This window comes from Paenibacillus sp. NPDC093718, from assembly GCF_050279985.1.
Taxonomy (GTDB): Bacteria; Bacillota; Bacilli; order Paenibacillales; family Paenibacillaceae; genus Paenibacillus_AQ.
This window is the reverse complement of sequence record NZ_JBNNUS010000003.1, coordinates 357544-380988: the sequence shown is the minus strand read 5'-3', so window position 1 is coordinate 380988 and position 23445 is coordinate 357544. Positions and strand designations below refer to the sequence as shown.

At 50.3% G+C, this 23445-nt stretch carries 21 protein-coding genes and 1 pseudogene; 14 read left to right on the top strand and 8 right to left on the bottom strand.

Translation table 11 applies throughout. From position 1 onward, the window contains the following. The first annotated feature begins 55 nt into the window (after window positions 1-55). The 3 genes from ACQKPA_RS11595 (at window position 56) to ACQKPA_RS11585 (ending at window position 5386) form a co-directional block, all read left to right on the top strand. Window positions 56-1720, top strand: a complete 1665-nt coding sequence (locus tag ACQKPA_RS11595) for an extracellular solute-binding protein (RefSeq protein WP_427492306.1) — start codon at window positions 56-58, stop codon at window positions 1718-1720. Between the two features lie 182 nt (window positions 1721-1902). Then, the gene (locus ACQKPA_RS11590) at window positions 1903-3828 is read left to right on the top strand and encodes a sensor histidine kinase (RefSeq protein ID WP_427492304.1); all 1926 of its coding nucleotides are present in this window, start codon (window positions 1903-1905) and stop codon (window positions 3826-3828) included. Beyond that, window positions 3803-5386 carry a response regulator gene (locus tag ACQKPA_RS11585; protein WP_427492302.1) on the top strand — a complete coding sequence of 528 codons (1584 nt, stop codon included), beginning with the start codon at window positions 3803-3805 and terminating at the stop codon, window positions 5384-5386. The genes ACQKPA_RS11590 and ACQKPA_RS11585 overlap by 26 nt, the downstream gene beginning before the upstream one ends. A 148-nt stretch (window positions 5387-5534) precedes the next feature. On the opposite strand, the gene ACQKPA_RS11580 is transcribed toward ACQKPA_RS11585, so the two are convergent. Then, the gene (locus ACQKPA_RS11580; protein ID WP_427492300.1) at window positions 5535-6302 is read right to left on the bottom strand and encodes an ArsR/SmtB family transcription factor; all 768 of its coding nucleotides are present in this window, start codon (window positions 6300-6302) and stop codon (window positions 5535-5537) included. A gap of 250 nt (window positions 6303-6552) precedes the next feature. Here ACQKPA_RS11580 and ACQKPA_RS11575 point away from each other — a divergent pair, with 250 nt between their 5' ends. From ACQKPA_RS11575 to ACQKPA_RS11560, 4 genes are all read left to right on the top strand, one after another. Continuing rightward, window positions 6553-7104: an NADPH-dependent FMN reductase gene (locus ACQKPA_RS11575; protein ID WP_427492298.1), complete on the top strand. Its 552-nt coding sequence runs from the start codon at window positions 6553-6555 to the stop codon at window positions 7102-7104. Between the two features lie 126 nt (window positions 7105-7230). Beyond that, window positions 7231-8427 (top strand): SGNH/GDSL hydrolase family protein, encoded by a 1197-nt coding sequence (locus ACQKPA_RS11570; RefSeq protein WP_427492296.1) that lies wholly within the window; start codon window positions 7231-7233, stop codon window positions 8425-8427. Window positions 8428-8476: 49 nt separating this feature from the next. Then, window positions 8477-8824, top strand: a complete 348-nt coding sequence (locus ACQKPA_RS11565; protein WP_427492294.1) for an ester cyclase — start codon at window positions 8477-8479, stop codon at window positions 8822-8824. Between the two features lie 62 nt (window positions 8825-8886). Then, window positions 8887-9291, top strand: a complete 405-nt coding sequence (locus ACQKPA_RS11560) for an ester cyclase (RefSeq protein ID WP_427492293.1) — start codon at window positions 8887-8889, stop codon at window positions 9289-9291. 147 nt (window positions 9292-9438) lie between these two features. Here the strand turns inward: ACQKPA_RS11560 and ACQKPA_RS11555 are convergent, their stop codons facing one another. Both ACQKPA_RS11555 and ACQKPA_RS11550 read right to left on the bottom strand, forming a co-directional pair. Continuing rightward, window positions 9439-9591, bottom strand: coding sequence for a hypothetical protein (locus ACQKPA_RS11555; protein WP_009591875.1), 153 nt, complete (start codon window positions 9589-9591; stop codon window positions 9439-9441). A gap of 187 nt (window positions 9592-9778) precedes the next feature. Further along, a complete protein-coding gene (locus tag ACQKPA_RS11550; RefSeq protein ID WP_427492291.1) occupies window positions 9779-10648 on the bottom strand; it encodes an AraC family transcriptional regulator in 870 nt (289 codons plus the stop codon). A 156-nt stretch (window positions 10649-10804) separates the two neighbouring features. On the opposite strand from ACQKPA_RS11550, the gene ACQKPA_RS11545 reads away from it, so the two are divergent. From ACQKPA_RS11545 to ACQKPA_RS11530, 4 genes are all read left to right on the top strand, one after another. Next, on the top strand, window positions 10805-12196 hold the full coding sequence (locus ACQKPA_RS11545; protein WP_427492289.1) for an MATE family efflux transporter: 1392 nt from the start codon (window positions 10805-10807) through the stop codon (window positions 12194-12196). Between the two features lie 152 nt (window positions 12197-12348). Continuing rightward, entirely contained in the window at window positions 12349-12891 is a 543-nt protein-coding gene (locus tag ACQKPA_RS11540) for an RNA polymerase sigma factor (protein ID WP_427492287.1), read from the top strand. Continuing rightward, window positions 12881-13681, top strand: a complete 801-nt coding sequence (locus ACQKPA_RS11535; protein ID WP_427492285.1) for a hypothetical protein — start codon at window positions 12881-12883, stop codon at window positions 13679-13681. Before ACQKPA_RS11540 ends, ACQKPA_RS11535 begins: the two co-directional genes overlap by 11 nt. Window positions 13682-14168: 487 nt before the next feature. Next, a complete protein-coding gene (locus ACQKPA_RS11530; RefSeq protein ID WP_427492283.1) occupies window positions 14169-15389 on the top strand; it encodes an asparaginase in 1221 nt (406 codons plus the stop codon). 188 nt (window positions 15390-15577) lie between these two features. Here the strand turns inward: ACQKPA_RS11530 and ACQKPA_RS11525 are convergent, their stop codons facing one another. After that, window positions 15578-17578 carry a prolyl oligopeptidase family serine peptidase gene (locus ACQKPA_RS11525; protein WP_427492281.1) on the bottom strand — a complete coding sequence of 667 codons (2001 nt, stop codon included), beginning with the start codon at window positions 17576-17578 and terminating at the stop codon, window positions 15578-15580. Between the two features lie 304 nt (window positions 17579-17882). Here ACQKPA_RS11525 and ACQKPA_RS11520 point away from each other — a divergent pair, with 304 nt between their 5' ends. Together ACQKPA_RS11520 and ACQKPA_RS11515 are read left to right on the top strand one after the other, a co-directional pair. Further along, window positions 17883-18467, top strand: a complete 585-nt coding sequence (locus ACQKPA_RS11520; protein WP_427492279.1) for a nitroreductase family protein — start codon at window positions 17883-17885, stop codon at window positions 18465-18467. A 101-nt stretch (window positions 18468-18568) separates the two neighbouring features. Beyond that, window positions 18569-18940 carry a hypothetical protein gene (locus tag ACQKPA_RS11515; RefSeq protein ID WP_071222218.1) on the top strand — a complete coding sequence of 124 codons (372 nt, stop codon included), beginning with the start codon at window positions 18569-18571 and terminating at the stop codon, window positions 18938-18940. A gap of 101 nt (window positions 18941-19041) precedes the next feature. Here the strand turns inward: ACQKPA_RS11515 and ACQKPA_RS11510 are convergent, their stop codons facing one another. Beyond that, the gene (locus ACQKPA_RS11510; protein ID WP_427492277.1) at window positions 19042-19233 is read right to left on the bottom strand and encodes a hypothetical protein; all 192 of its coding nucleotides are present in this window, start codon (window positions 19231-19233) and stop codon (window positions 19042-19044) included. Between the two features lie 207 nt (window positions 19234-19440). Between ACQKPA_RS11510 and ACQKPA_RS11505 the strand changes: the two genes are divergently transcribed. Then, window positions 19441-20271 carry an aldo/keto reductase gene (locus ACQKPA_RS11505; protein WP_427492275.1) on the top strand — a complete coding sequence of 277 codons (831 nt, stop codon included), beginning with the start codon at window positions 19441-19443 and terminating at the stop codon, window positions 20269-20271. Between the two features lie 96 nt (window positions 20272-20367). On the opposite strand, the gene ACQKPA_RS11500 is transcribed toward ACQKPA_RS11505, so the two are convergent. The 3 genes and pseudogenes from ACQKPA_RS11500 to ACQKPA_RS11490 all read right to left on the bottom strand — a co-directional run bounded on the left by ACQKPA_RS11500 (window position 20368) and on the right by ACQKPA_RS11490 (window position 23247). Further along, on the bottom strand, window positions 20368-20949 hold the full coding sequence (locus ACQKPA_RS11500; RefSeq protein WP_427492273.1) for a PadR family transcriptional regulator: 582 nt from the start codon (window positions 20947-20949) through the stop codon (window positions 20368-20370). Window positions 20950-20953: 4 nt separating this feature from the next. Next, window positions 20954-22456, bottom strand: a complete 1503-nt coding sequence (locus tag ACQKPA_RS11495; RefSeq protein ID WP_427492271.1) for an MDR family MFS transporter — start codon at window positions 22454-22456, stop codon at window positions 20954-20956. Between the two features lie 382 nt (window positions 22457-22838). Beyond that, window positions 22839-23247 (bottom strand): annotated as a pseudogene (locus ACQKPA_RS11490) (VOC family protein). Window positions 23248-23445: the final 198 nt, after the last annotated feature.

The window sequence follows — 23445 nt, the reverse complement described above, 5'->3', positions numbered from 1 at the left end:
AATCCGGCGGGAGTTCTATATAATCATATTTTTAAATAAGAAAAGGGGTAAACACATGAGCAAGATGCTTAAGCCAAAGAGCCTTCTGTTGTTGATGTTCGCACTGGTCATGGCCTTTACAACAGCATGCTCGTCCGGCGGTGACAATAACGCGTCGGAAAAAGAGGAAGACAAACCGGCAGAAGAAGTGAAATTGACTCAGGATCAGCCGGGATGGGAAGTCGACACATCCCCGATTACATTTGACTGGTACATCAACTTTGCCTGGTTCCCGAACAAATGGGGCGAGGACATTACGTCGCAATATGTAACGAAGAAGACGGGGGTTAACGTCAACTTCATCGTACCGGCTGGGAACGAAGCCGAGAAGATGAATACGATGATCGCTTCCGGCACATTGCCTGATTTTATTACGCTGGGATGGTATGAAGACGCTGTCAAAAAAATGATCGAAGGCGACCTCGTTCTGCCGCTGAACGAATTGGCCGACCAATACGATCCGTATTTCTATAAAGTCACCGACCCTGCAAAGGTGTCGTGGTACACCAAGGATGACGGCAATATTTACGGTTATCCGAATGCCTCCTCTTCACCGAAGGATTATGAGAAGTTTGGCGATAACATTACCTCCAACCAAACGTTCCTGGTCCGCAAAGACATGTATGAGGCGCTCGGAAGCCCGGATATGCGCACGCCGGAAGGTTTCCTGAAAGCGCTTGAGGACGCCAAGAAAATGTTCCCGGACGTGAACGGACAGCCGCTCATTCCGTTTGGATTGCATGATTTCCATGAAAAAGGAAACAGTTCCCTCGAGGGCTACCTCCAGAACTTCCTTGCCATTCCGCAGGATAAAGACGGAAAGCTGTACGACCGCAGTACCGATCCCGAATATGTAAGATGGTTGAAGACGTTCCGTATGGCGAATGAAAAAGGTTTGATGTCCAAGGATATTTTCGTGGATAAACGTCCGCAGATGGAAGAAAAAATCGCACAGGGCCGCTATTTCGCGATGCTGTATCAACGCAGCGATATGGCGAACCAGCAGAACGCGCTGTATGCTAACGATCCGAACTCCGTGTACATCGCGGTGGACGGACCAGCTAACTCCAATCTGGATCAGCCGACCTTGTCGGGTCCTTCGATCTCCGGCTGGACGGTAACCCTGATCTCCAAGAACGTCAAAGACAAAGCGCGCGCCATTCGCTTCCTGGATTACCTGATCTCCGAAGAAGGCCAGCGTGATACCTACTTGGGCGAAAAAGGCGTGACATGGGATACGATTGACGGCAAAGATCAATTCCTGCCTGAGGTTGCAGAGCTGCTGAACAGCGACCGCGGCGCATTCGACAAGAAGTATGGCGCATCCCACACCTTCTGGATGATGATGGATAACAACGTTACGCAGCCTTGGATGCCTGCTGCCGTCGAGCCGTTCAAGCAGATGGAAGACTGGACACGCGGCAAGACCCAGAGCTTCTCGCAATTCGATCAGTTGGATCCGGATGCCAGCTCCGAGGAAGGCATCATTAACGACAAGGTAATGAACGAGTGGGGTAAAATCCTGCCGAAGCTGATCTTTGCCAAAACGGATGCCGAGTTCGATCAAATTTGGAACGATTACCAAGCGAAGCGTGAATCCCTCGGTTTCGCGAAAGTTCAGGAATTCAGACAGAAAGAATACGAAGAGAACGTCAAGAAGCTTGAGGAATTCCTGAAGTAAGAGTGATCCGCTCAGGCGGGTGAACAGTATGAGGACTTAAGGTACCCTATTATCGATATTGTCGAAATAGGGTGCCTTTTGTCGCATCACGAGCTAATATAGGAGGGTATCCGATCGGCTGATGCTGCCTTTCCATCCAGGACTCGGTTACGGTTATTTCATGAAAACGGGATGTGACAGTCATGATGACACGAATAAGATCGCTTATTCAATCGTTTGCTTATTGGTTTGGCCGCAGGTCGATGCAGAGCCGTTTGGTTGCTGCCTATATCTTGATTTTGTTGATTCCGAGCATTATCGTGTCGAATTATTTTTTCAAGCAGATTCGGGATACCTATATCAGCGATGCGCTTAACCAGAACTCGTTCCTGCTGGAAATTGAGAAGATGAACATGCTGAACCAGATTGAGGCGATTGAAATGGCCGCACAGCTGGCGATTTCGGATGACGGCATCAAGGATTATCTTCGGATTAATGAAGAGCCCGAGCCGGCGTGGCTGATCGATTTGGCTCGGGGACCCTTCAAGGATATCCAGCGCATCCAAACCAACAATCCGAATATTACCCACCTTCGGTTATACACAAACAACGCAAACGTGACGGAAATGTGGCCGATTATTTTTCAGGAGAAACGGATAGCAAGCGAGCCGTGGTTCCCCAAAGTCAAGGAGTTGGACGGCGGAGAGATGTGGTTATTCAACCACCGCGATCCCGATATTCTGCAGCGCTACGCTGCCGACGTGTCCGAGGAGCTGCCGAAGGTATCCTTGATTCGCCAAGTCCATAGCGGGGATTACAGCAACGTGATCCAGGTGGATATGCTGCTCAAGTACTTTGCTCCGAAGACCTTTGCCGGTATCGTGGATAACAGCTCGCAGATGGTTATCGTCGATCAGGAAGGGCAGTTGTTCATGGACCGAAGCCAATCATTCATGAACAGTCACGAGGGACTCCGAAGCGAGGTGGAGCTTCAGTTCGCTAAGCTTAAACAGGAGGCGGGCGACTCCGAGAAGGCCATACATGCCATGTTTAGCCTGGACGGATCCTCGTTCTTGCTGATTGCGACGCCGATGGAGCGGCTTCATGCCCATGTGCTGAATGTCGTTTCCCTGGAAGGGGCACTGAATAACGTATCCAAGGCCCAGCGGCAGATTATAGCGGCGAACATTGTATTGATTTTTCTGCTGTCGATCATTACGTATTATCTAAATTCCATTATCCTGAAGAGCCTGCGTCGTTTAACGGAAACGATGAAGAGAGTCCGCAAGGGAGAAGTTACAGCAGCCATTACGATTCAGGGGGGCGGCGAGGTGGGTGAACTGGCGCATCATTTTAACAAATTGATCCGCACCATCAATGAACTGATTGCCCAGGGCGTACGCAAGCAAGCGGTGACCAAGGAAGCGGAGCTGCGAACGCTGCACAGCCAGATTGACTCTCATTTCCTATACAATACGCTTGAAAATATTAAGATGCTGGCCGAAATCGAGGGACAGCGGACGATTTCGGATGCGTTGACCTCACTTGGCGGGATGATGCGCTACAACTTCAAGTGGTCGGGGGAGTACGTTAAATTGAAGGATGAAATTCGCCATATCCGCAATTACATTGATGTCATGAATATCCGGTTTGACGAGCCGATCCGGCTTGAACTCAATATTCCGTCCGAATTCATGGAGCTCGAGGTATTAAAAATGTCGCTGCAGCCCATCGTGGGAAACGCCGTTAAGCATGCCTGGCCCGAGTTCCCGGATCAGGAAAAACGGATCAAGATCGATGCCATTGCATGGGAAGAGGATCGGATCACGATTAACGTTACCGATAACGGCATCGGGATTGAGCCTTATCGACTGGGCAGGCTGGGGGAGATTCTTCGAACGGCGGACAACGATGAACTCCCTTCTGTAGATTACGGGCGGGGCGGCGTGCAGGCTGGAGGAATCGGACTCCGGAATGTGCACCAGCGAATCCGGTTGTTCTACGGGAATGAATATGGAATCGAAGTGAAGAGCGAAGAGGGGAAGTTCACGCAGGTGACCATGACATTCCCTAAGGTTCTGTTAACAGGAGGAGGCAGTGGGCATGAGAAGTCTGATGATCGTGGATGATGAGAAGAATATCCGGTATGGACTGAAAACGATGATTGAGCGGGAATTCCCGGATCAGTACGAGATCCGCCTGGCTGCCCAGGGGCAGGAAGCGCTGGATTCTTACCGCGAAGAGCCGGCCGATATCGTCATTACAGACATCCGGATGCCGGTCATGGACGGGATACGCCTGATTGAGGCACTTGCTGAACTGGAAGGAACATTGGGGGTTAAACCCGTCGTTCTGATCCTGAGCGGATATGACGATTTTGAATATGCCAAGGCGGCGATCCGTTATCAGGTAAAGGAGTATCTGCTTAAGCCGATTCGACGGGATGAACTGTTCGCTGCCCTCCGAAAGACAGAAGAAGTTTTGATCCGGCAAGCGGAAGTGCACAACCGGGTTGCCGCCAGCGAGGTATATCTTCAGCAGCTGCAGACCCATCGGCTGAAGGAGCTGCTGGAGCTGCCGCAAGGGCTGGGGATGGATATGGGAGCTGCAGCGAACGAAATCGGATTTGATTCGTTTGTGAAGCCATTCCGGGTAGCGGTGATGAAATACAAGTACGAAGACGGCAATGCCATGAACAAGGATGAACTGAAGCAATTGATTGATAACATGAGGGTTTCAGTGGAAGGACGGATCAACGCTTGTTTTCTGGACAGCAAGGGGAGAGTCGTGCTCATTGGCAGTCCGGACGGACAATTCGAAGAGCTGGCACGGCAGTTTGCCGAGCGGGAGATGGACGGGCTCTTCGTGGGCATCAGCCGGGAAGGCTTCCGGATCGAAGACATCCGGATGGGTTACATTCAGGCGCTGACCGCTCTGAGTTATTCGTTCATCCATCCCAATGTCAAGCTGATGAGCCATGATGATATTCAGGGGGAGCTGCGCACGTATCCGGTGCCGGAAGAGAGCATCCGGAAGCTGGGCAACATGCTCGGCACGGAGCGGGAGCGGGAGATCAAAGCGCTGCTGCTGGATATTTTTCATATCGAGGATATGCCGCATGTGGCTATCGATTATTTGGAACATGTCAGCAAGCGAATCAATGAGCAGGTGCTGGATGAGGTGTTCCGCGTGTACGGAGAATCCATGGTGGAAGTGTTGAAGCTGTACCGAAAGGTGGGGGCAATGGACAATTACCGTCATTTTCACACCTATTTCAGAAATTTGGAGCATCTGCTGCTGCACGTGAATGAATATGTTAAAGGGATTCGTTCCGCCCACAGCGAGCATTCCGAGATCAAGGCAGCGGTAAGTTACATGGAGAAGAATTATCACAGGCCGCTGAACATGGCGATGGTCAGCAATTATGTGTCTTTGAATTATTCTTATTTCAGTGAAGCGTTTAAGGCCCATACGGGGGAGAACTTTGTGGCATATCTTAAGAAGCTGCGGATTACGAAGGCCAAGGGCCTGCTTCAAGACGGCACCATGAAGCTTGCGGACATTGGCAAAGCGGTCGGCTTTGAGAACACCAAGCAATTCTCGCGCGTATTCAAAGAGCTGGAAGGGATCTCGCCGCATGAATACCGGATCAAGGTACAAACGGGTGCGGGATTGCAGCAGGAGTAGATCATGCAGACGCGGTGAGGATGAGACTTCTGAATCCTGTTGTCAAATAAGGAGGGAGAACCTTGGCCGTCAAGCGGCAGGGTTCTCCCTCTTATATGAACGAGGGGTTGTTATTTTACATCCGATCCCGTATTCCCGGTTTACGCTATTATTCACTAGTGAGCGTTGAACCCGTTTCTAGTAAGGTTTTCAATCCCGACAGTACGATCGGCAAGCCTAATTTGAGCGTATTCGCCGTATGTTTGGCCTGATCAAACTCATCATGAATAACCGTTACAAGGGTCACACCGTTAAGCTCCGCATGGGGATCAATTTCCCACGTAATGCGTGAGGGATTCTCGCTGGCAGTATCATCGTTTATTAACATCCTCCAACTCAGGACCAGCTTATGCGGAGGATCTATGCTTAGAATGCTCCCTTCTGCTTGAACCTTGCCTTGCGGGTTCTTAAGTTCGAAAGGAGAGCCGATTTGCCAGTTGGATTGGATAGAGCAGTTGTACCAGAACTTTGATGTCTTGGACGGATCGGTAATGGCGCGCCATACTTGCTCGGGTGCTGCTTTAATAGCAATTTGGTTTACATGCCGAGGTTTTTGTTCCATATTCGGTTCACGCTCCAATTCATTTTTAAGGGATGACAATTCCATGGCCCAGGGCTCAGCGTATTTGCTGACCCACCGGTCGTATATTTGACGGATCGGTACGGAGTTCAGATAATGCAGCTTCTCCCTGCCGACCTTTCTCGTTGTGATAAGGCCGGCTTCCTCCAGTATATGAAGATGCTTCATGACACCGAATCGGGTCATCTCCAGGGGAACACACAGCTCGCTTAAACTTTGCCCATCAGATTTATACAGCAGATCCAAGAGTGTGCGTCGGCTGGGATCGGCCAGTGCTTTAAAGATTTCATTTTCCAATCGTGACAGCTCCTTCTTAACAGCATGCTAAAAAAATCAAAATGGCTATTGACATGTGACTAAACGGTAACGTATTATAAATGTGACAGTATAGTCACATGTTAACATATACCGAATCGTTTGTCAGCTTACGGCACTTGAATGGACGAATGAGGAGGTATGAAGTGACGAAGCAGAATAGCAAACAGCATAGGTCTGGATGATTAAGAATCCATCGTGGTTAAAAAGTGCAGGGAGGATGAGGACGCGTATGAAAATTGTTATGATCGCGGGCAGTAATCGCACAGGAGCAACAAGTACGTTTTTAGTTCGCTATATCGGGAGTCTGCTGCGAGGTCTCCAAAATTCAGTTACATGTATTGAATTGAAGGAATTGGAGTTACCGTTATATTCGCCTGACACCGAGGGATTGAGCCCTAACGTCCAGTATGTATTGGAAATGGTCAAAAGCGCGGATGGGTTGATCCTCGCAACACCAGAATATCATGGCTCGATTTCAGGGGTGCTCAAGAATGCCCTGGATTACATGAATGCAAGTCATGTATCGGGTAAGCCGGTGCTTTCCGTGAGCTCTGCGGGCGGACCGGTCGGAGTGAGTTCGCTGACCCATCTACAGAGTATTATACGCAATTTGCACGGGGTTAACAGTCCGGAGTGGATCTCTATCGGAGCGGGATCCCACGGCTTTGATTCGAAGGGGGTTCCGTTGGATGCGGGATTGCGGGATAGGGTTGATGCTGCTGTAGAGAAGTTTCTGGTCCTGACCCGGATGCTTACTGTTGATGTCATGTTAATACGGTAAAGCAGGGCTTGACGGATTCCAAATCCGCGAATCATGCTGATTGTAGCTGCGCATTTACAGGTCTGTATAACGATGCGCCCAATATGTGACTATATAGTAACGTATTGGGCGGAAAGGAGGATTCAATTGGAGGTTATTCAACCAAACATCATGAAGACGGGAGCAGCAATTGCAGAGTCGGGCAATCGTTGGTTGGGCACCTGGTTTGCAAGTCAGACCTACTATGATGCAAGATTCGCCGCCATCGAAACATTGGAAAGCCAGACCATTCGCATGATTGTAAACGCCCATACCGCCGGCTCGACATTACGATTAAAGCTATCCAATCTGTATGGTTCCGAACCGGTTTTATTCGGCAGCGTGAACGTAGCGCTTACCCATAAAGATGGGCATACAGTTCCAGGTAGCAATAGACATGTCACAATCGAGGGGAACGCAACAACCATCATTCCTGCCGGTCAAGAAATCTATACCGATCCCGTGGCTCTTAACGTGAGTGGAGCTGTGGATGTGGCCATAAGTATATATGTTCCAAAACCAGCTAAAACATCTACGTGGCATTTTTCTCCACCCCAATCTACCTATATCGCCGATGGGGACCACGCTTCGGATAGCAGTGCAGATTTTTTTAAGCGAAAGACCCACTCCTGCTATTGGATATCCGGTATAGAAGTATTGTCACAGGGAAGGGATTCACGCGTGATTGTTGCTTTGGGCGACTCGATTACAGAAGGAAGTACGTCTACCGCAGGTTCTAACCACCGTTGGCCGGACTTTTTTTACGATCGTCTTGTCCGGGAAGAGCCTGACCGGGAAATTTCGGTCCTTAATTCCGGCATCGTCGGGAATCAGATTCTAAAGAGCGGTCCAGACATTGGCTTACCCGTAGCTGGAGAAAATGTGCTTTCACGTTTGGATCGCGACGTATTCTCTCATCCCGGAATTACAGATGTGATTTTTTTTGAAGGTATTAACGATATTGGCTCTGGGAATGCGACCGCAGATCAAATTGTGGCGGGCATGATGGAGGTGGCTATCCAAGCGCAAACGAAAGGAGTGCGCATTTATATAGGTACCCTCACTCCGTTTGGCAATGCAGCGTATTACTCGGAGGAAAAGGAACGAGTTCGCCAAGAAGTGAACCAGTGGATTCGTACTCAACATGTATTCAATGGAATGTTTGACTTTGACAAGGCTTTAGCTAATCCCGAAGCTCCAAACGAATTGCTTCCCGCCTATGATTACGGCGATCATCTGCATCTTAGCGATGCAGGATATAAGGCATTAGCTGATTGCGTCCCATTGTCTCTATTCAAGGGATAATGAGCAGCCCGCTTTGACTCAAATAAACCGGTAAAGGAGATGTTTTGTCATGAAGACCATAGAGCAGAACAATATCGAAATGGTGACCGCAAAGATCGAGGAGATTTGGAACAAAGGGGATATTTATCATACGGATCAGTTTTTTGCTGAACAGATCGCAGAAGCCTTCCAAGACCAACACTATACACTAGCCGAGACCTTAGCCCAAGGGGAGAAGGTCATAGCAAGGATCGTTATCACAGGAACGCATAACGGCAACTTTGCGGGAAACCCGCCGACGGGCAAATCCGTTCATATCACCCAGTTCCGAGAATTTCATATCGTGGATGGCAAAATTACGAATCATCGTGGTTGGTTCGATACGGGGACGCTGCTGCCCCAAATCCAGGCAAAGTAGCTGCGAATGTTAACGGCAAAGAAATTGGAAAGCCAGACTAACAACCAATAAAGGAGTGTTATATGATGAAAACAATAGAGCAGAACAATATGGAAACGGTATCCGCGTTTATCGAGAGTTTCTGGAATCGGAGTGATATGGATAGCACAGATCAATTTCTATCGGCGGATTATCAAGAGCATTCTTATCAGTCGAAAGAAGGTCTGAAACAATTTGCCTTAACCATACTGGGGGCATTTCCGGATAAACACTATAACGTGGAAGAGATGATCGCCCAAGGGGATAAGGTATTAGTAAGAATGGGTGTGAAAGGTACGCATACCGGCATGTTTTTTGGCAGCTCTCCAACAGGTAATACCATTGATGTCACACTGTACCGTCAATATCGGGTATCCGATGGTCAAATAACAGAACATCGCGGTTGGATCGATATGGTGACGATGTGGCGTCAAATTCGAGGCAGCTAAAGATTCGGCACGATCCAGTCCTATTGACTGGGTCGTTTATTTTGCTCACCGAAAAAAAGACACCGGGTCGGCTTTCCAGGGACATGCCTGGAATTCACGATCGGGTGTCTTCTTATATGCAGGATTATGTAATCCCTATGATATTATTTATTGAGCTGCGGTCTCTAATGTGGACAGCGTCATTTCCATTTTGCGGGTGATTTCTTTCTGCCATTTCACGTCTCCAAGCTGGATCGCGAGGTTCAACAGGTCCAGATAATCATCCATTTGCAGAGAACAGCGGCGGGAAGTCGTTTTCATAAGTCAATCGGCTCTCCTTTATATATAAACTCTTCAAGCGAAAAGCGTGTAAACCTGAGCATAAATACATTCTCAACACATTCTCACTTGTCCGGTAATGATAATCATTATCATGTGGTTAATTCTCATTATAAAGGCTTCCCGCCCAGGTTGCAAGCCACTTTCTTGGATTTTGCGTAAAAATGAATTAATTCATGAAGAACCGCTGCCTGTATTTGCGCGGCGAGATCCCTTCCTGCTTCGTAAAACAGGAGGTGAAGTAGGCCGCATGATTGAAACCGACCTCCTCCGCAACCCGGCTGATGCTGAAGTCCGTCTGCATGAGGAGCATCTTGGCCTGCTCGATCCGATAGCGCTGCAAATATTCAACCGGCGAGCAGCCGAATTCCTTCTGCATGCAGCGTGCGATATAGACGGGGTGGAAATTGATGCGGTCTCCCAGCTCCTGTACCTTGAACTCCTCGCGATAATGCTTCCGCAGATAAGCTGCGGCTCGTTCGGCACAAGCGGAGGAGGGCGAGGAGAGGGGCGTATCCAGTGCGGCGGCCAGCTGTTCGATGAGCTCTTGGAACACCACCTGCTGCCGCCACAGAATTTTGGCCTGGTGACCGTACTGAACCAGCGAAGACAGGGTAGCCAGGAGCTCCATAGCCTTTTCCGGCTGAGGCAGGGTGCCGAACTGGGGAATGTTGACGGAAAAATAGTTCGGCGTCATCGCCTTCAGCTCCGGAACTTCCTCTCTTCTAGGTGCTTGACAGGCCTCATCCGGGTGCCAATCCCCGGAGGTCTGGAAATGGAGCCAGTAATAATCGGTCTCCTCGGTGCATCCCTTCGTGCCGAAATGATGCGTATCGGGACGCAGGATCAGGAACATGCCGGGTTGGATCTCATAAGGATTTCCGTTCTCGGTGACATGCAGCTGTCCCTTCCTAACGACGAGCAGATCAAAGATACCGATGTTTTTGCGGTTGGGGTGTCCACTGTGAATCGGAGCCCGGGTTAGCCCGCTATTGATGTATTCCGGCAGCGGCGGAACAGTAAAATTCAGGATCGTCATAAGAAAGCCCTTTCGTGGTTCGCGAGGTTTGAATTTTGAAAGTTTTCGTTCGGAAAATGATATTATAACTCCAGTATACCATCTATAATTTGAAAAGGTTAAAGACCGTTTCATCATGAATTGTGTTTAACCCTTACATCATGGGTGGAGGTTGGAATGTTGGATAAAAACACAAACAAATTTACATTATGGGTTCTCGCATGGCCCATATTTATCGAGCTGTTCCTGCAGTTTCTGCTGGGAGCGGTGGATACATTGATGGTCAGCCGGATTTCCGACGATGCTGTGGCCGTGGTTGGCTTCTCCAATCAGCTGTTTCAGGCCATGACGACGCTGTTCATGACGGTTGCCAGCGGTGCCGGCATTCTCATTGCCCAGAAGATCGGGTCGCATCGAACGGGGGATGCCCGAACGATCGGCATTATGGCGGTAAGCGCTACAACCATCATCGGCTTGGCATGCAGCGTGATATTGTTTGCAATGCCGGAGGCTATCGCTTCGATCCTCCAGCTGCCGGAGCATCTGCTTCCGCTAGCCGGAACGTATATCTCCATTGTCGGCGGCGGGATGGTGCTGATTGCCATGATGGCTACGATGAGCACCGTCATCCGGAATACCGGCAACACGCGTGCGCCGATGTATGTAGCGATCGGAATGAATATTATTCATGTTATTATGAACTATGGCTTTATTTTCGGCGCTTTCGGGTTCCCGCAGTGGGGGCTTACCGGCGTCGCGATCTCGACGGTGGTCAGCCGGCTGCTCGCTGTGCTCTTACTGCTGTATATATTCCTTCGTTCATTTGAATACCGGATCAAGTGGAAGGAATTCCGCGTGTTCAACCGTCCGCTGTTCGGTGAAATTTTGAAGATCGGATGGCCGCTCGGCATCAATATGTCCTGCTGGGTGTTCACGCAGCTGATCATCTATTCCTTCATTGCAACGCTGGGCGCTGCCGAGCTGGCAGCACGTACGTATATGAATACCCTGGAATCCTTCTGTTTCTTGCTGGGCTCATCGATCGCGATGGCTGCCCAGATTCAGATCGCACATCTGTTCGGCGCGGGCCGGATCAAGGAGGCTTATCGGAGCGCGTACCGCGCGCTGGGCATCGGGGCTGTTTACGTTGTCGTCAATGCCTTCCTTCTGTATGTGTTTGGGAAGCAGCTGCTGGGGCTGTTTACGGACGATAAGACAATTATTGCGCTCGGGGCATCGCTCCTGGGCATGAATCTGATTCTTCAGCCTGGCAAAATGCTCAACATGGCGCTCGGCAACTCGCTTAATGCCGTCGGTGACACGAGGTTTACGATGTACATTTCCCTTGGCTCGATGTGGCTGGTCGCCACCGTGCTCTCTTATGTACTCGGCATTCACATGGGGTGGGGGCTTATCGGCATTTACTCCTGCATGATTGCGGACGAGTATTTGCGGGGCGTGCTGTCCTTCTTCCGCTGGCGCGGGCAGAAGCACTTGAGAAAGGCAGAGCGAGTCGAGCCGGTGAATCCTCAGGGGACGTCAATGGAGCCGATGCCAGCGCAAGCGTAATGATGGGTTATGATATGAAAAAGGATACTTCGGCCGTGCGGCATCGGGGTATCCTTTTTTTTCCATACTAAAAAATAATGCATTCGAAAACTTTTTAACCGCATGACGGGGTATTGTAAGTGATTGGCCAAGTGAAAGGAGGAAAGCGCGGTTTGGTACACGACCTTATACAACGACTAAAGACGGAATACAGTGACGAATTGTTCGAAGAACTTTACCGGTTATACGCGGATCGGGCGATTCGAACGGCTACTGCAGTAACCGGAAGTCCGGCAAGCGCTGCCGACGTGGTCCAGGAAACGTTCATCCGGGTTTACCGAAACCTCGGTGCCTATGATGGAAGCAAACCCTTTGACCCGTGGTTCAACCGGATTCTCTATAACGAATGCAATCGGTATTTGAAGAAACATGCGAGAGTGGTGCCTTCCGAGATATCGGAGGAGAGGGATCTTCCCTCGGAAACCGATACCTACGATTTTGACCGGCATGGCGAAGTATATGAGATGGTACAGCGGCTGGATGACCAGCACCGGATTCCCGTTATCTTGAAATATTTGAATGATGTTGCCGAGAAGGATATCGCGGACATGATGGAGCTGAACGTCAACACGGTGAAGTCCAGATTGTTCAAAGCCCGAAAGAAGTTGAAGGAATGGATGCTGCAGAATAGGGGAGGGAATCAGCATGGGACGTGATCCATGGGATCAAGAGATTACAGACGGCCTGAAAAAGGGTACGGATGACGCGATGCGACATAAAGACGAGATTTGGATGGCGATTAAGGAGCGGATTCATAGCGAGCAAGCCCGGCGGCCTGCGGAATCGGAGACTCCCTTCGCGCCGCGGGAATCGAAAGGGCGCCGCCGTTCGGGACGAAGAACTGCCGGATGGATTGCGGGAACCGCCGCTGCGGCAGTCATCGTGCTGACCGTGAGCTTTCAGACAGCGCCGGTTCAGGCGTTCCTTGATCAGGTGAAGGAATGGTTTGCTCCCCAGAAAACGGTCGAGCAGGAGCTTGAGGGCACGCCGGAAACCAGCGTGGATCAGCTGCATGAAGGTGCCGATTACGTGATTTATATTGATGAGAGCCGGTTTAAAATGATTCATGAATCGGGCGTGGACCGCATTGAATTGAAGGAGAAGCCGACGGATGACCGTTATCCGGAAGTGTTCATGGAAATTTCGCAGGAGGGCATCGATCCCAAGATGGCATCGGAGCGGATCCAGGCGGAGCTGCAAGAATATCCGAAGGTCGAATCAAATCCCGTGGATGAACCGATTCAAGGCTGGGAAGTGCGTGCCGTTGGTGGAACCGGCGGTAAAGCGTGGGATGACCCGGTGATACGATATTATGTGTTCGATAACGGGCAGGGCGGCAGCTTTGTTGTGAAGCAGCAGTATTTCCTGGAGGCCTCCGAAGGCTTCGGCGCACGCTTCCATAACATGATGAAGGAATTCCATATTACGACGAATACCCAAGGCTGAGTCTGACATGGAATAGGAGCTTCAGTTTATTGATTGCTTTTAACGAGAATGCTCGGTAGCGGGCTCCTATTCGATCGATCAATGTGGTGGTAAACACTATGGCATATCGCGCATGATGATACCGTCATGAGCTTTTATCGATAAATAACAGCCGTATACATGGATAGCCCAATCGCATGATGAGGGGCTATTCTTTTTTATGTTCAAAGATGTAAAGATGGGTTAGAAACGCTAAGTAAATAGTTTTGTGTAATGTTATATAACATACGTGGAGTCTATTATATACAATAACACTTCCTATTACTAGAATATATTATTTTCAATTTATTGAAAAAAGCTAATAATGCAGTTATATTACAGTTTTTCTTCAATTGTAAACGCTTTTCCTATAATATGTTCGATTTGTTATATTAAATAACATTAAATAGAATGACTCTAACGAATACATATTTATATGTTATATATTATAACACCTAGGGAGAGTGCCATGATGAAACCAAAGTCAAAACGTCCTTTAGCGGTCTGGAGTACCGCTGCATTCACCGCTTTTGTTATTTCTTTATCACCTCTTGGAACCTATGCGGTACATGCCGCAACGGTGACGGAAGTGAAAGGAACGGTTAGTACGGCTGCGCCCGTACAGGCCCCTGCAACGCCGGGAAGGAATACGACGGTACCTCCTCTATCGGAAGCTTCCAAACAATCGACGAGGCCGAACGTGCTGGTCATTGCTACCGGCGGGACTTTGGCAGGACAATCGACGGATGCCACCAGCTTTCAATCCTACCGGGCGGGTACGTTGAAGATTGAGGATATGGTCGGTGAGCTTCCCAATACGGACAAGATTGCGGATATCAGCACGCTCCAGTTCGGCAATTCGGGATCAAGCGCGTATACAATGGCGGATCTGTATGATTTGTCCCGGACGGTGGACCATGCGCTTAAGGTCTATGACAGTGTCGTTGTAACGACGGGGACGGATACGATGGAAGAGATTGCGTACTTCCTTGACCTGACGGTGCAAAGCGACAAGCCTGTAGTCATTACCGGCTCCATGCGGCCTTGGACGGTGATCGGTTCCGATGCGCAGGCGAATCTGTACAATGCCATCAAACTGGCTGGAAGCGGCCGCACGGAATCCTTCGGCACGGTGCTTATGCTGAATGATACGATTCATCTGGCGCGCGGCGTAACCAAGACCAATGACTACCGTACCGACACGTTTGAGACGCCTATGCTGGGAGCGGTCGGATATATCGATGATGAGAATATTCGGATATACCGTGCCCCCCTCCGTGCGATGAAGGCGGAAGGTGAAGGCAAACCGGTATTTGATCTGAGCAGAATCACAAAAGAGGACCTGGCGAAGGTTGAAATTGCAATCTCTTATCAGGAAGCCGGCGGTGGTGCCATTAAAGGCTTTGTGGCAGACGGAGCTAAAGGCATCGTCACTTCCGGCACCGGTGCAGGCGGCATCTCGAGAGAGATGAGCGCGGCCCGCAAGGAAGCCATCGAGAAGGGGGTGGTTTTCGTAACAACGACCCGTACAGGCTCCGGCAGCGTATACGGCGGAGGTGAAGGCATCATTTCAGGCGACAATCTGAGTCCTCAACAAGCCCGCGTACTGCTGCTGCTCTCCCTGTCCTTTACGGATGATTTCAATACCATTAAGGGTTGGTTCGCAACATACGGAACACCAGAAGTGTAATCTCAGTTACGAATTGGCTGCTCCTTATTCCTACTGAACCATGTAATTCCTTCCACCAATATATATTGCCGCCAGGGCTGCCCTGGCGGTCTTTTTTTTGGCGGCGTATATTAACGTCTCATATAGAAATCATCCCCATGTAAGCTGCTCATAGAGCATATTCACACGGGGATGGTTTTTTGTTTGTTTTATTTTTCGATATGCTCCACAAACCAGCGGACGATATGGCTCAGGCGTTTCACCCGCAGATGCGGGTGGCCGCTTCGGGACAAGTTATGATCGGCACCAGGGAAACGGATGAACTGAGCTTCCCGGCCAAGTCGCTTCAAGGCAATAAACAGCTGTTCTCCCTGTTCGATCGGGCAGCGGAGATCCTGTTCTCCGTGAAGGATGAGGAGCGGCGTATTGATGTCCTTCACATAAGCGAGCGGGGAATGCTTCCACAGCTTCTCCAGATCGTCCCATGGATTGCCCCAGATCTGATCCTGCGTAAAGGTGTAGCCGATATCGCTGACGCCGTAGAAGGAGATCCAGTTCGATATCGAGCGCTGGGTTACCGCTGCCTGGAACCGGTCGGTATGACCGACGATCCAGTTGGTCATGAAGCCGCCGTAGCTGCCGCCGGTTACGCCAAGACGGGAGGCGTCGACATAAGTGTAGGTATCCAGAACATAATCTACAGCTTCCATCAGATCCTGGTAATCCCGTCCGCCGTAATCTCCTCTAACGGTATTCACGTGTACTTGACCGTATCCGTGGCCACCCCGAGGGTTGGTGTAGAATACCGCATAACCGGCTGCAGCCAGCAGCTGGAACTCATGCATGAACGTATGCCCGTACATGGCTTGCGGACCGCCATGAATTTCAAGCACGGCCGGAACTTTGGCGCCTTCCGTGAATCCGGCAGGCTTCATGATCCACCCTTGAATCGGCCAGCCGTCCGACGTCCGGAACGTAAAGGACTCCGGGGTGCTTAACGTAAGCTCGCTCCACAGCTCCTCGTTGCAGTTCGTCAGACGTTTCTCCTCGTTCTTAGCGATAGAGAAGCTGAACAGATCACCGGGCTGCAGCGGGTCGGCCGCAGCAAACACGACGTTCTCCTCCGGTGTCAGAGCGAATTGGTACACTTCGCGTTCACCCGATACCACCAGCTCGTAGGATGAACCGTCCAGGGCAAATCGTCCAATATGGACGCCGCCATCCTGGCTGAGCTGGATGTACACGGATTGGCCGTCCTTACTGAACAGCGGAGGCGTTCCGGCTCCGGCTCTCATGTCGCTGACCGCGGCGTGCCCCAGCTGAATATCCATGTCCGTGAAGAGCACGCGGGATTCTCCGCCCGAGAGCGGGACCAAGTGGATTTTGGTCAGCGTGGCAAAACCGCAGCTGAGATCGCTGGCAAGCATGAGCATATACTGACCGTCCGGGGTGAACGCAATGGAGCCGATCGAGAGAGTTCCATCCGTCAATTCGGTTACGGATCCGCTGGCGAGGTCCATGACGAACACATCGCCCGTCAAACGAAGATCCGGATCCGGGAATTGCTCCGTCGCAAGGCTGCTGCTGTATGCGATACGGGCACCGTCCGGTGACCAGGCGAAGGCATGTATATCAAAATCTCCTTCTGTGATTTGCTTGCATTCTTCCGTTGCCGGGTTCACGAGGTATAGATGATGTCGACGTTCATTCCACAATCCTGCGCCATCGGCTTTATATTTAATGCGATTAATGATTTTTTCCTCAGGCAGCTTGTTTTTGCCGTCTTTGTCTGATTCTTCGTTTTCCGTAGATTCTGCTGCTACCACCTCGCTTCTAACAAGCAGGCATGCGCTGTCGGGGGACCATTTAAAGGCGCTGACACCATGCTTCAAGTCGGTAACCGGTCTTGCTTCCCCTCCGTTGGCAGGCATGATCCATACCTGCGGCTTATCGCCTTTTTTGCGCAAGAAGGCAAGCTCCGACCCGTCCGGGGACCAAGCAGGTGCTGCATCCGACTCGCCGGACGTGAAGGGAATGTCCTGGTCGCCTTCTGCAGGAAGCAACCGAATATGGGAACGGTAACCGTCAAACTTTTCGCTGACGGATTTATGTACATAAGCTATGGCTCCATTAGCTGGAGATACGACAGGGTCATTCACCCAGTGCATCCGGTACAAATCCTCTGGCGTTATGAGTCGCTTATCAGTCATGAATCATCCTCCTAATCTTCTTGTATGAGTTAAACATCATTATCCCAGATAATGGCATGGAAATCTAGAAGAAAAATGAGAGGGGAAATGCGGACATTTCGTACCAAATGCTAGTAAAATAGAGGGGGAATTACAATAATTTCAGGTTGTAATACTGAGGTTGTAGAACTGAAAACAGCTCATTAATTTTCAACTGGTCAATTTAGAAGCGATATGGTGCGCTTTTTGTTATAATTGAGACAGACTCTCAATTAGGAGTATGTAAAATAAGACCAACTATATATAGCTCAGGAGGAAATCAGATATGAACGTAAGTGAAGCGATCCGCACGCGCCGCAGCCTTGGCAAGGTCAAGCCTGATGCCGTACCGCAGGAATGGATTGAACAAATCGTAGAAGCAGGAACCTGGGCGCCGAACCACAAGCTCACGGAGCCGTGGAAATTTTTTGTCATGCAAGGAGAGGGCCGTGATGTGCTCGGCAACGCGCTCGGTGACATTCAGGCGGCAGGCGGCGATGATACGAGTGAAGAGGCTGTGAATGCAGCACGCGAGTCGGGACGTACGAAGGCATACCGGGCTCCGGTTGTCATCGGTGTGGCGGTTGAACCGTCCACGGACCCCAAGGTGATTGAACTTGAAGAGTACGGAGCGGTATTTGCCGCCATTCAAAATATGCTTCTGCAAATTCATGAGCTTGGTCTGGGTGCCGTGTGGAGAACAGGCGAGCCGTGTTTCCATACGCTGCTGAATCAAGCGTTCGGATTGAAGCCTGAAGATAAAATGCTGGGTTTCCTGTACATCGGATATCCCGATATGGAACCTAAGCAGGGGAAACGTCAACCGGCAGCGAACAAAACGGTATGGCTGAATAGTGCTGCAGACCTGTAGTTGATCTACCCTCCGCCGCAAAAATCCGGTATAATGAACCCTAAGTTTGCCTAAAGGGTGTTCCGGCATCCGGGCGATTGACACTAGGGGAGTGTACGTGGATGAAATTTCGTTTCAAGCAGTGGGATCTGGGGAGCAAGTTGATTTTTATAGCCACCTGTTTAGCGATAGCTTCTTTCTTTTTTAAATGGCTGGATATCGGCGTGGCTGCAGAGAATGGTTTTTTGCAGGGCGGCGTGTTTTTCATCGTATGTTTCATCTATCCATTTTTGAAAGTGGTTCGCGAGAAGAAGATGAACAAGATCATAGCATACGCCTTTGCGCTGGTCGCTATTTTTTTGACAATGATGTACGTGTCATCCAAGACCGTAGATTTCTTTGGAGAGACGATAAGAGGAGCGGCCGCGGGGCCGTATCTGTTCTTGGCGTCATGCGGACTGCTGAGCTTCGGTATTTTTAGTCGCAAGTACTAGTCTCGCTGCGCAGTCTTTTGCATATGAGTGATAGGAATGAAGGGCTGAACCCGGAGGTGGGATACCTCCGAGAGGACGGCCCTTTTTCTATATGAGATGGATCACCACTGGGTGAGAAGGACAAAGCCGCTGATGGACACCGCGTAAATGATTAACAGCACCACAGCGTACTTTTTGGCACGGATGTTCAAGTTGAAGGCGGCGGTGAGTCCGTTATTGATTAAATTACCGATGAATAGAATGAGTATGAGCGCAAGTGCGGTGATCGCTACGATGAGCGTAACGGTTACCATAGGTTCGTGAATCCTCCTGTTTAAGCTGCTAATGCTGTATCAGATATAACCATTGTAACGGACGAAGTTTAAACCCCGGTTAAATGTAGTTAAAAAATGAAGGCAGCCCTGGCAAGAGGTGTAACGTTGAGCGGGATACTGGGGTTTTGATATACTGGAGAAAGCGGCTTTACAACCGCTGCATTACATAACAGGAGGGATTTCAGAATGGCCAATCAAACTTTTACCGATGGACCTACTTTGAATGATGGCGTAAAAATGCCGTGGCTAGGCCTTGGCGTATGGAAGACCAAAGAAGGCGAAGAGGTTATTCAGTCCGTAAAATCAGCAATCGCTGCAGGGTACCGCAGCATTGATACTGCTGCCATCTACGGCAATGAAGAGGGCGTAGGGCAAGCCATTCGCGAATCCGGAGTTTCGCGGGACGAGCTGTTCATCACCACCAAAGTGTGGAACGATGACCAGGGGTATGAGAAGACGCTGCAAGCTTTTGAGACGAGCCGCAAGAAGCTCGGGCTGGATATCGTTGATTTGTATCTCGTGCACTGGCCGGGAAAAGATAAATATCTCGACACGTGGAAGGCATTGATTCACTTGCAAAAAGAAGGACTTGTTCGTTCCATCGGCGTCAGCAACTTCCAGATCCGCCACCTGCAGCATATCATCGAGGATACGGGTGTCGTTCCGGTTGTGAACCAAGTCGAATTGCATCCGCTGCTCTCCCAGAAGGAGCTGCTGGGGTTTGCGCGCGAGAACCAGATCGTCCTGGAGGCGTGGAGTCCGTTGATGCAGGGCAATCTTGATCAACCGGTCCTCGCGCAGATTGCGGAGAAATACGGAAAAACCACGGCGCAAGTCATTCTGCGCTGGGATATTCAGAACGGCGTCATCGTCATTCCGAAATCGGTGAAGGAGCATCGCATCCGCGAAAATGCCGACATCTTCGATTTCGAGCTTTCAGCGGAGGATATGGCAGCCATGGACGGCTTGAACCAAAACAAACGTTTTGGCTCCAATCCGGATGAATTCCTGTTCTAAATTTTGCATTTATATAAAAAGAGCGAGCACAACCCGGAATGAGGGAAGTGCTCGCTCTTTTTGCGTCAATTATCAGGATGGAGAGGCCTCTTACAGTTACTGTTCTTCGGGTCCATCCTCCGGAAACAACGGTTCGCCGATCGTACCGAGTTTTCCCTGCACCAGGTCTTCGTTCAATCTTTTTAACCAGTTCAGGTCGGTCTTGGCATGTTCATACATCCCGATCATCAGGTGCTGGGTGCTGCGGGGTACGATATGCTGGTGTTCCGCGTATAATTGATATGCCTGGTTCACCCGATGCTCTGCTTCCCGGATACGGGACTGCAAGATCGGGGCCAGAACGGCCGGGTCCGCGTGTCGCGAGAAAGGCAGCGCAATATAGAGCGGGTGGTGTACGGGCTCGATGTCCCTGAATTTCTTGAGCAGCAGCTGCTCAAAAAGCTTGCGTCCGGCATCCGTGATCCGGTAGATGGTTTTATCCGGGCGGCTATCGCTCTGTATGGTTTCCACTGCCTCGATATATCCGTCCTCGGCAAGCCGGTCTACCGCGTAATAAAGAGAGCCCATCTGGAGCTTCGTATACTGATCCATGCCACGATCCTTCATTTTGATCCGGATCTCGTACGGATGATGGTCTCCTTCGAGCAGCAAGCCCAGGATGGCCAGCTTCATCGACATGCCATCAGGCTCCCTTGACCTTGGCAGGTACGGTCACTTTTTCGTTGCCCATCATCAGCACGAACACGAGAGCCAGCACTGCCGGCACAAGCGCCCACAAGAACGTATTCGAAATGGAATCCGCCAAGGAAGCCGTGATCTGTTCACGTACGTTCGGCGGGAGCTGGCCCATCACTTCAGGTGAAAGCACAGCATCTGCATTTAACTCGGCACCGGCTGGCGCGTTTCCACCGGCTTCCGCGAGTCGGCTGTTGAGGCCGTTGCGCTGGATAATCCCGAAGATCGTAATCCCCACCGTCATGCCGAAGGAACGAAGGAAGGAGTTCGTTGATGTTGCCGCGCCGCGGTGTCTGGCATCAAAGTTATGGATGGAGGCCATGCTGAGCGTGGAGAACGAGAACCCGACGCCAAAGCCGGTCAGGATCATGAAGACCGTCAACAGGTAGCGCGGCGTATCCGGGCTTATCGTGCTCAGGCAGAAAATGCCTGCAATAAAGCACAAGACGGACAGAATCATGATGTTTCTAAACGAAGTCCGGGTCGTCAGCATACCGCCGCCTTGGCTCCCGACTACGCTGCCGAGCATCATCGGCATCAGAATGAGGCCCGAATTGGTTGCTGATCCACCGTACACTCCGCTAACAAAGATCGGGATGTAGATGGTTGCCACGATAAAGGTTGCTCCATAGAACAAGGCAACGATATTGCTGGAAGCAAACAGCCGTTTACGGAACATTTGAAACGAAATAATGGGTTCAGCTGCCCGGGTCTCTGCCAGCAGAAACACAATAAACAGAACAATGAATCCACCGAACAAGCCCAAAATTTGCGGTGAATCCCATGCATAGGTTTGTCCGCCCAGTTCCAGACCGAACATCAGGCAGATGATCGCGCCTACAAGCGTTGCAGCCCCTGTCCAGTCAATCTTTTGTTTAGCATGGGAGCGGGACTCCTTGTAGGAAGTCATGATGAAGATAAAGGAAACGATCCCGATCGGCACGTTGACATAGAATATCCATTCCCAGCCGATGCTGTCGGTAATAAAAGCGCCCAGCAGCGGTCCCATAATGCTGGAGGTGCCGAATACGGCACCGAGCAAACCCGTCATTTTACCGCGCTTCTCCGGCGGGAACAGGTCAAACACGATGGTAAACGCAATCGGCATAAGGGCACCGCCGCCGATTCCTTGAATCGCCCGGTAAATAATAAGCTCTGTCATGTTGTTCGCCATCCCGCAAAGTGCGGAGCCGATGAGGAAGACAATCAGCCCGAATATAAAGAACCGCTTGCGGCCGTACATGTCGGACAGCTTGCCGAAGATCGGCGTGCCGGCCATAACGGCAACCATGTAGATCGAGGTTACCCAGACGACTTGGTCGAAGCCCTGAAGGTCGCGAATAATCGTCGATAAGGCAGTGGCTACAATCGTGTTATCGATGGCGGCCATGAAGATGCCGAGCAGCAGTCCGGCCACGACCAATTTGATGTTGCTTTGTTGTGCATTCATGTTAAGGATACTCCTTTTCCATATTCAACTATGTACATATTATTCAAATTTGAATAATTCGGTGGTTATATTGTAGCCGGATTAACAGATGTTGGCAAGATGTTTAATGGCACGGTCTTTCTCTACATTCTGCACAAGAAAAAACAAGGCCAACCCTGATTTACGGGATGACCTTGCAATAATAAGGAGCAGCTGTCAGGATGCCTTCGCGTTAAGACGCATGCTATGAAGAAGCGGCATTATGTTCTGCTGTTCAGGTGTATGGGATGTACGGATACGCGGGAAAACATAATTAGCGTATTCAGCCGATGCATTTTTCTAATCAGGAGGCCTTGAAATGGACGCTTCAAAGAGACTGATAGCTCCAAACTCCAGCTAACGCCTAACAGTTCATCTGCGGCGATTTCGGATCCAGCTGCATGAATTCGATCCGGTTGCCGTCCGGGTCCCTGGCCCAGCACTGCCAGTTGAAATCTTTTCCTTGGACCGGCTGGGCGTCCAGCTTCACGCCCTGATTGCGAAGATGCTCCGCGATGCGCTCGATGTCTTCCACCTCAAGGCAGAGATGGGAGAATCCGACGGGCAGATCTACATGCCCCGGTTTATTTTGTCCGCCGTAAAACAATTCGATAAACTGCCCCTCGCGAACCTTAATGTACTCGATCCAGGGCTCACCCTGGTCGTTAGGGATATCAAAGGCGCGGGGTAAAACCAAGCACATCGCAGTAAAAATGCAGGGACTTCTTCATATCGGCTACGTCAAACGCCAGATGGGCGATTCCTTTAATCATGACGGCATTCCTCCTTCGGTATGTATCGAAGCATGAGATAAGATGATTTCTTAAGTCCATTGTAACGCATTCTGTATACGCTTCCATATTTATTTGAAAAATCGGGAAGTTAAACAATGGAGAGAAAAGGACCGACCCGATACGTTCGCTCAAGAGCGATAAAGGTCAGTCCTTTTTTGTTTATTGGATAGCAGCTTA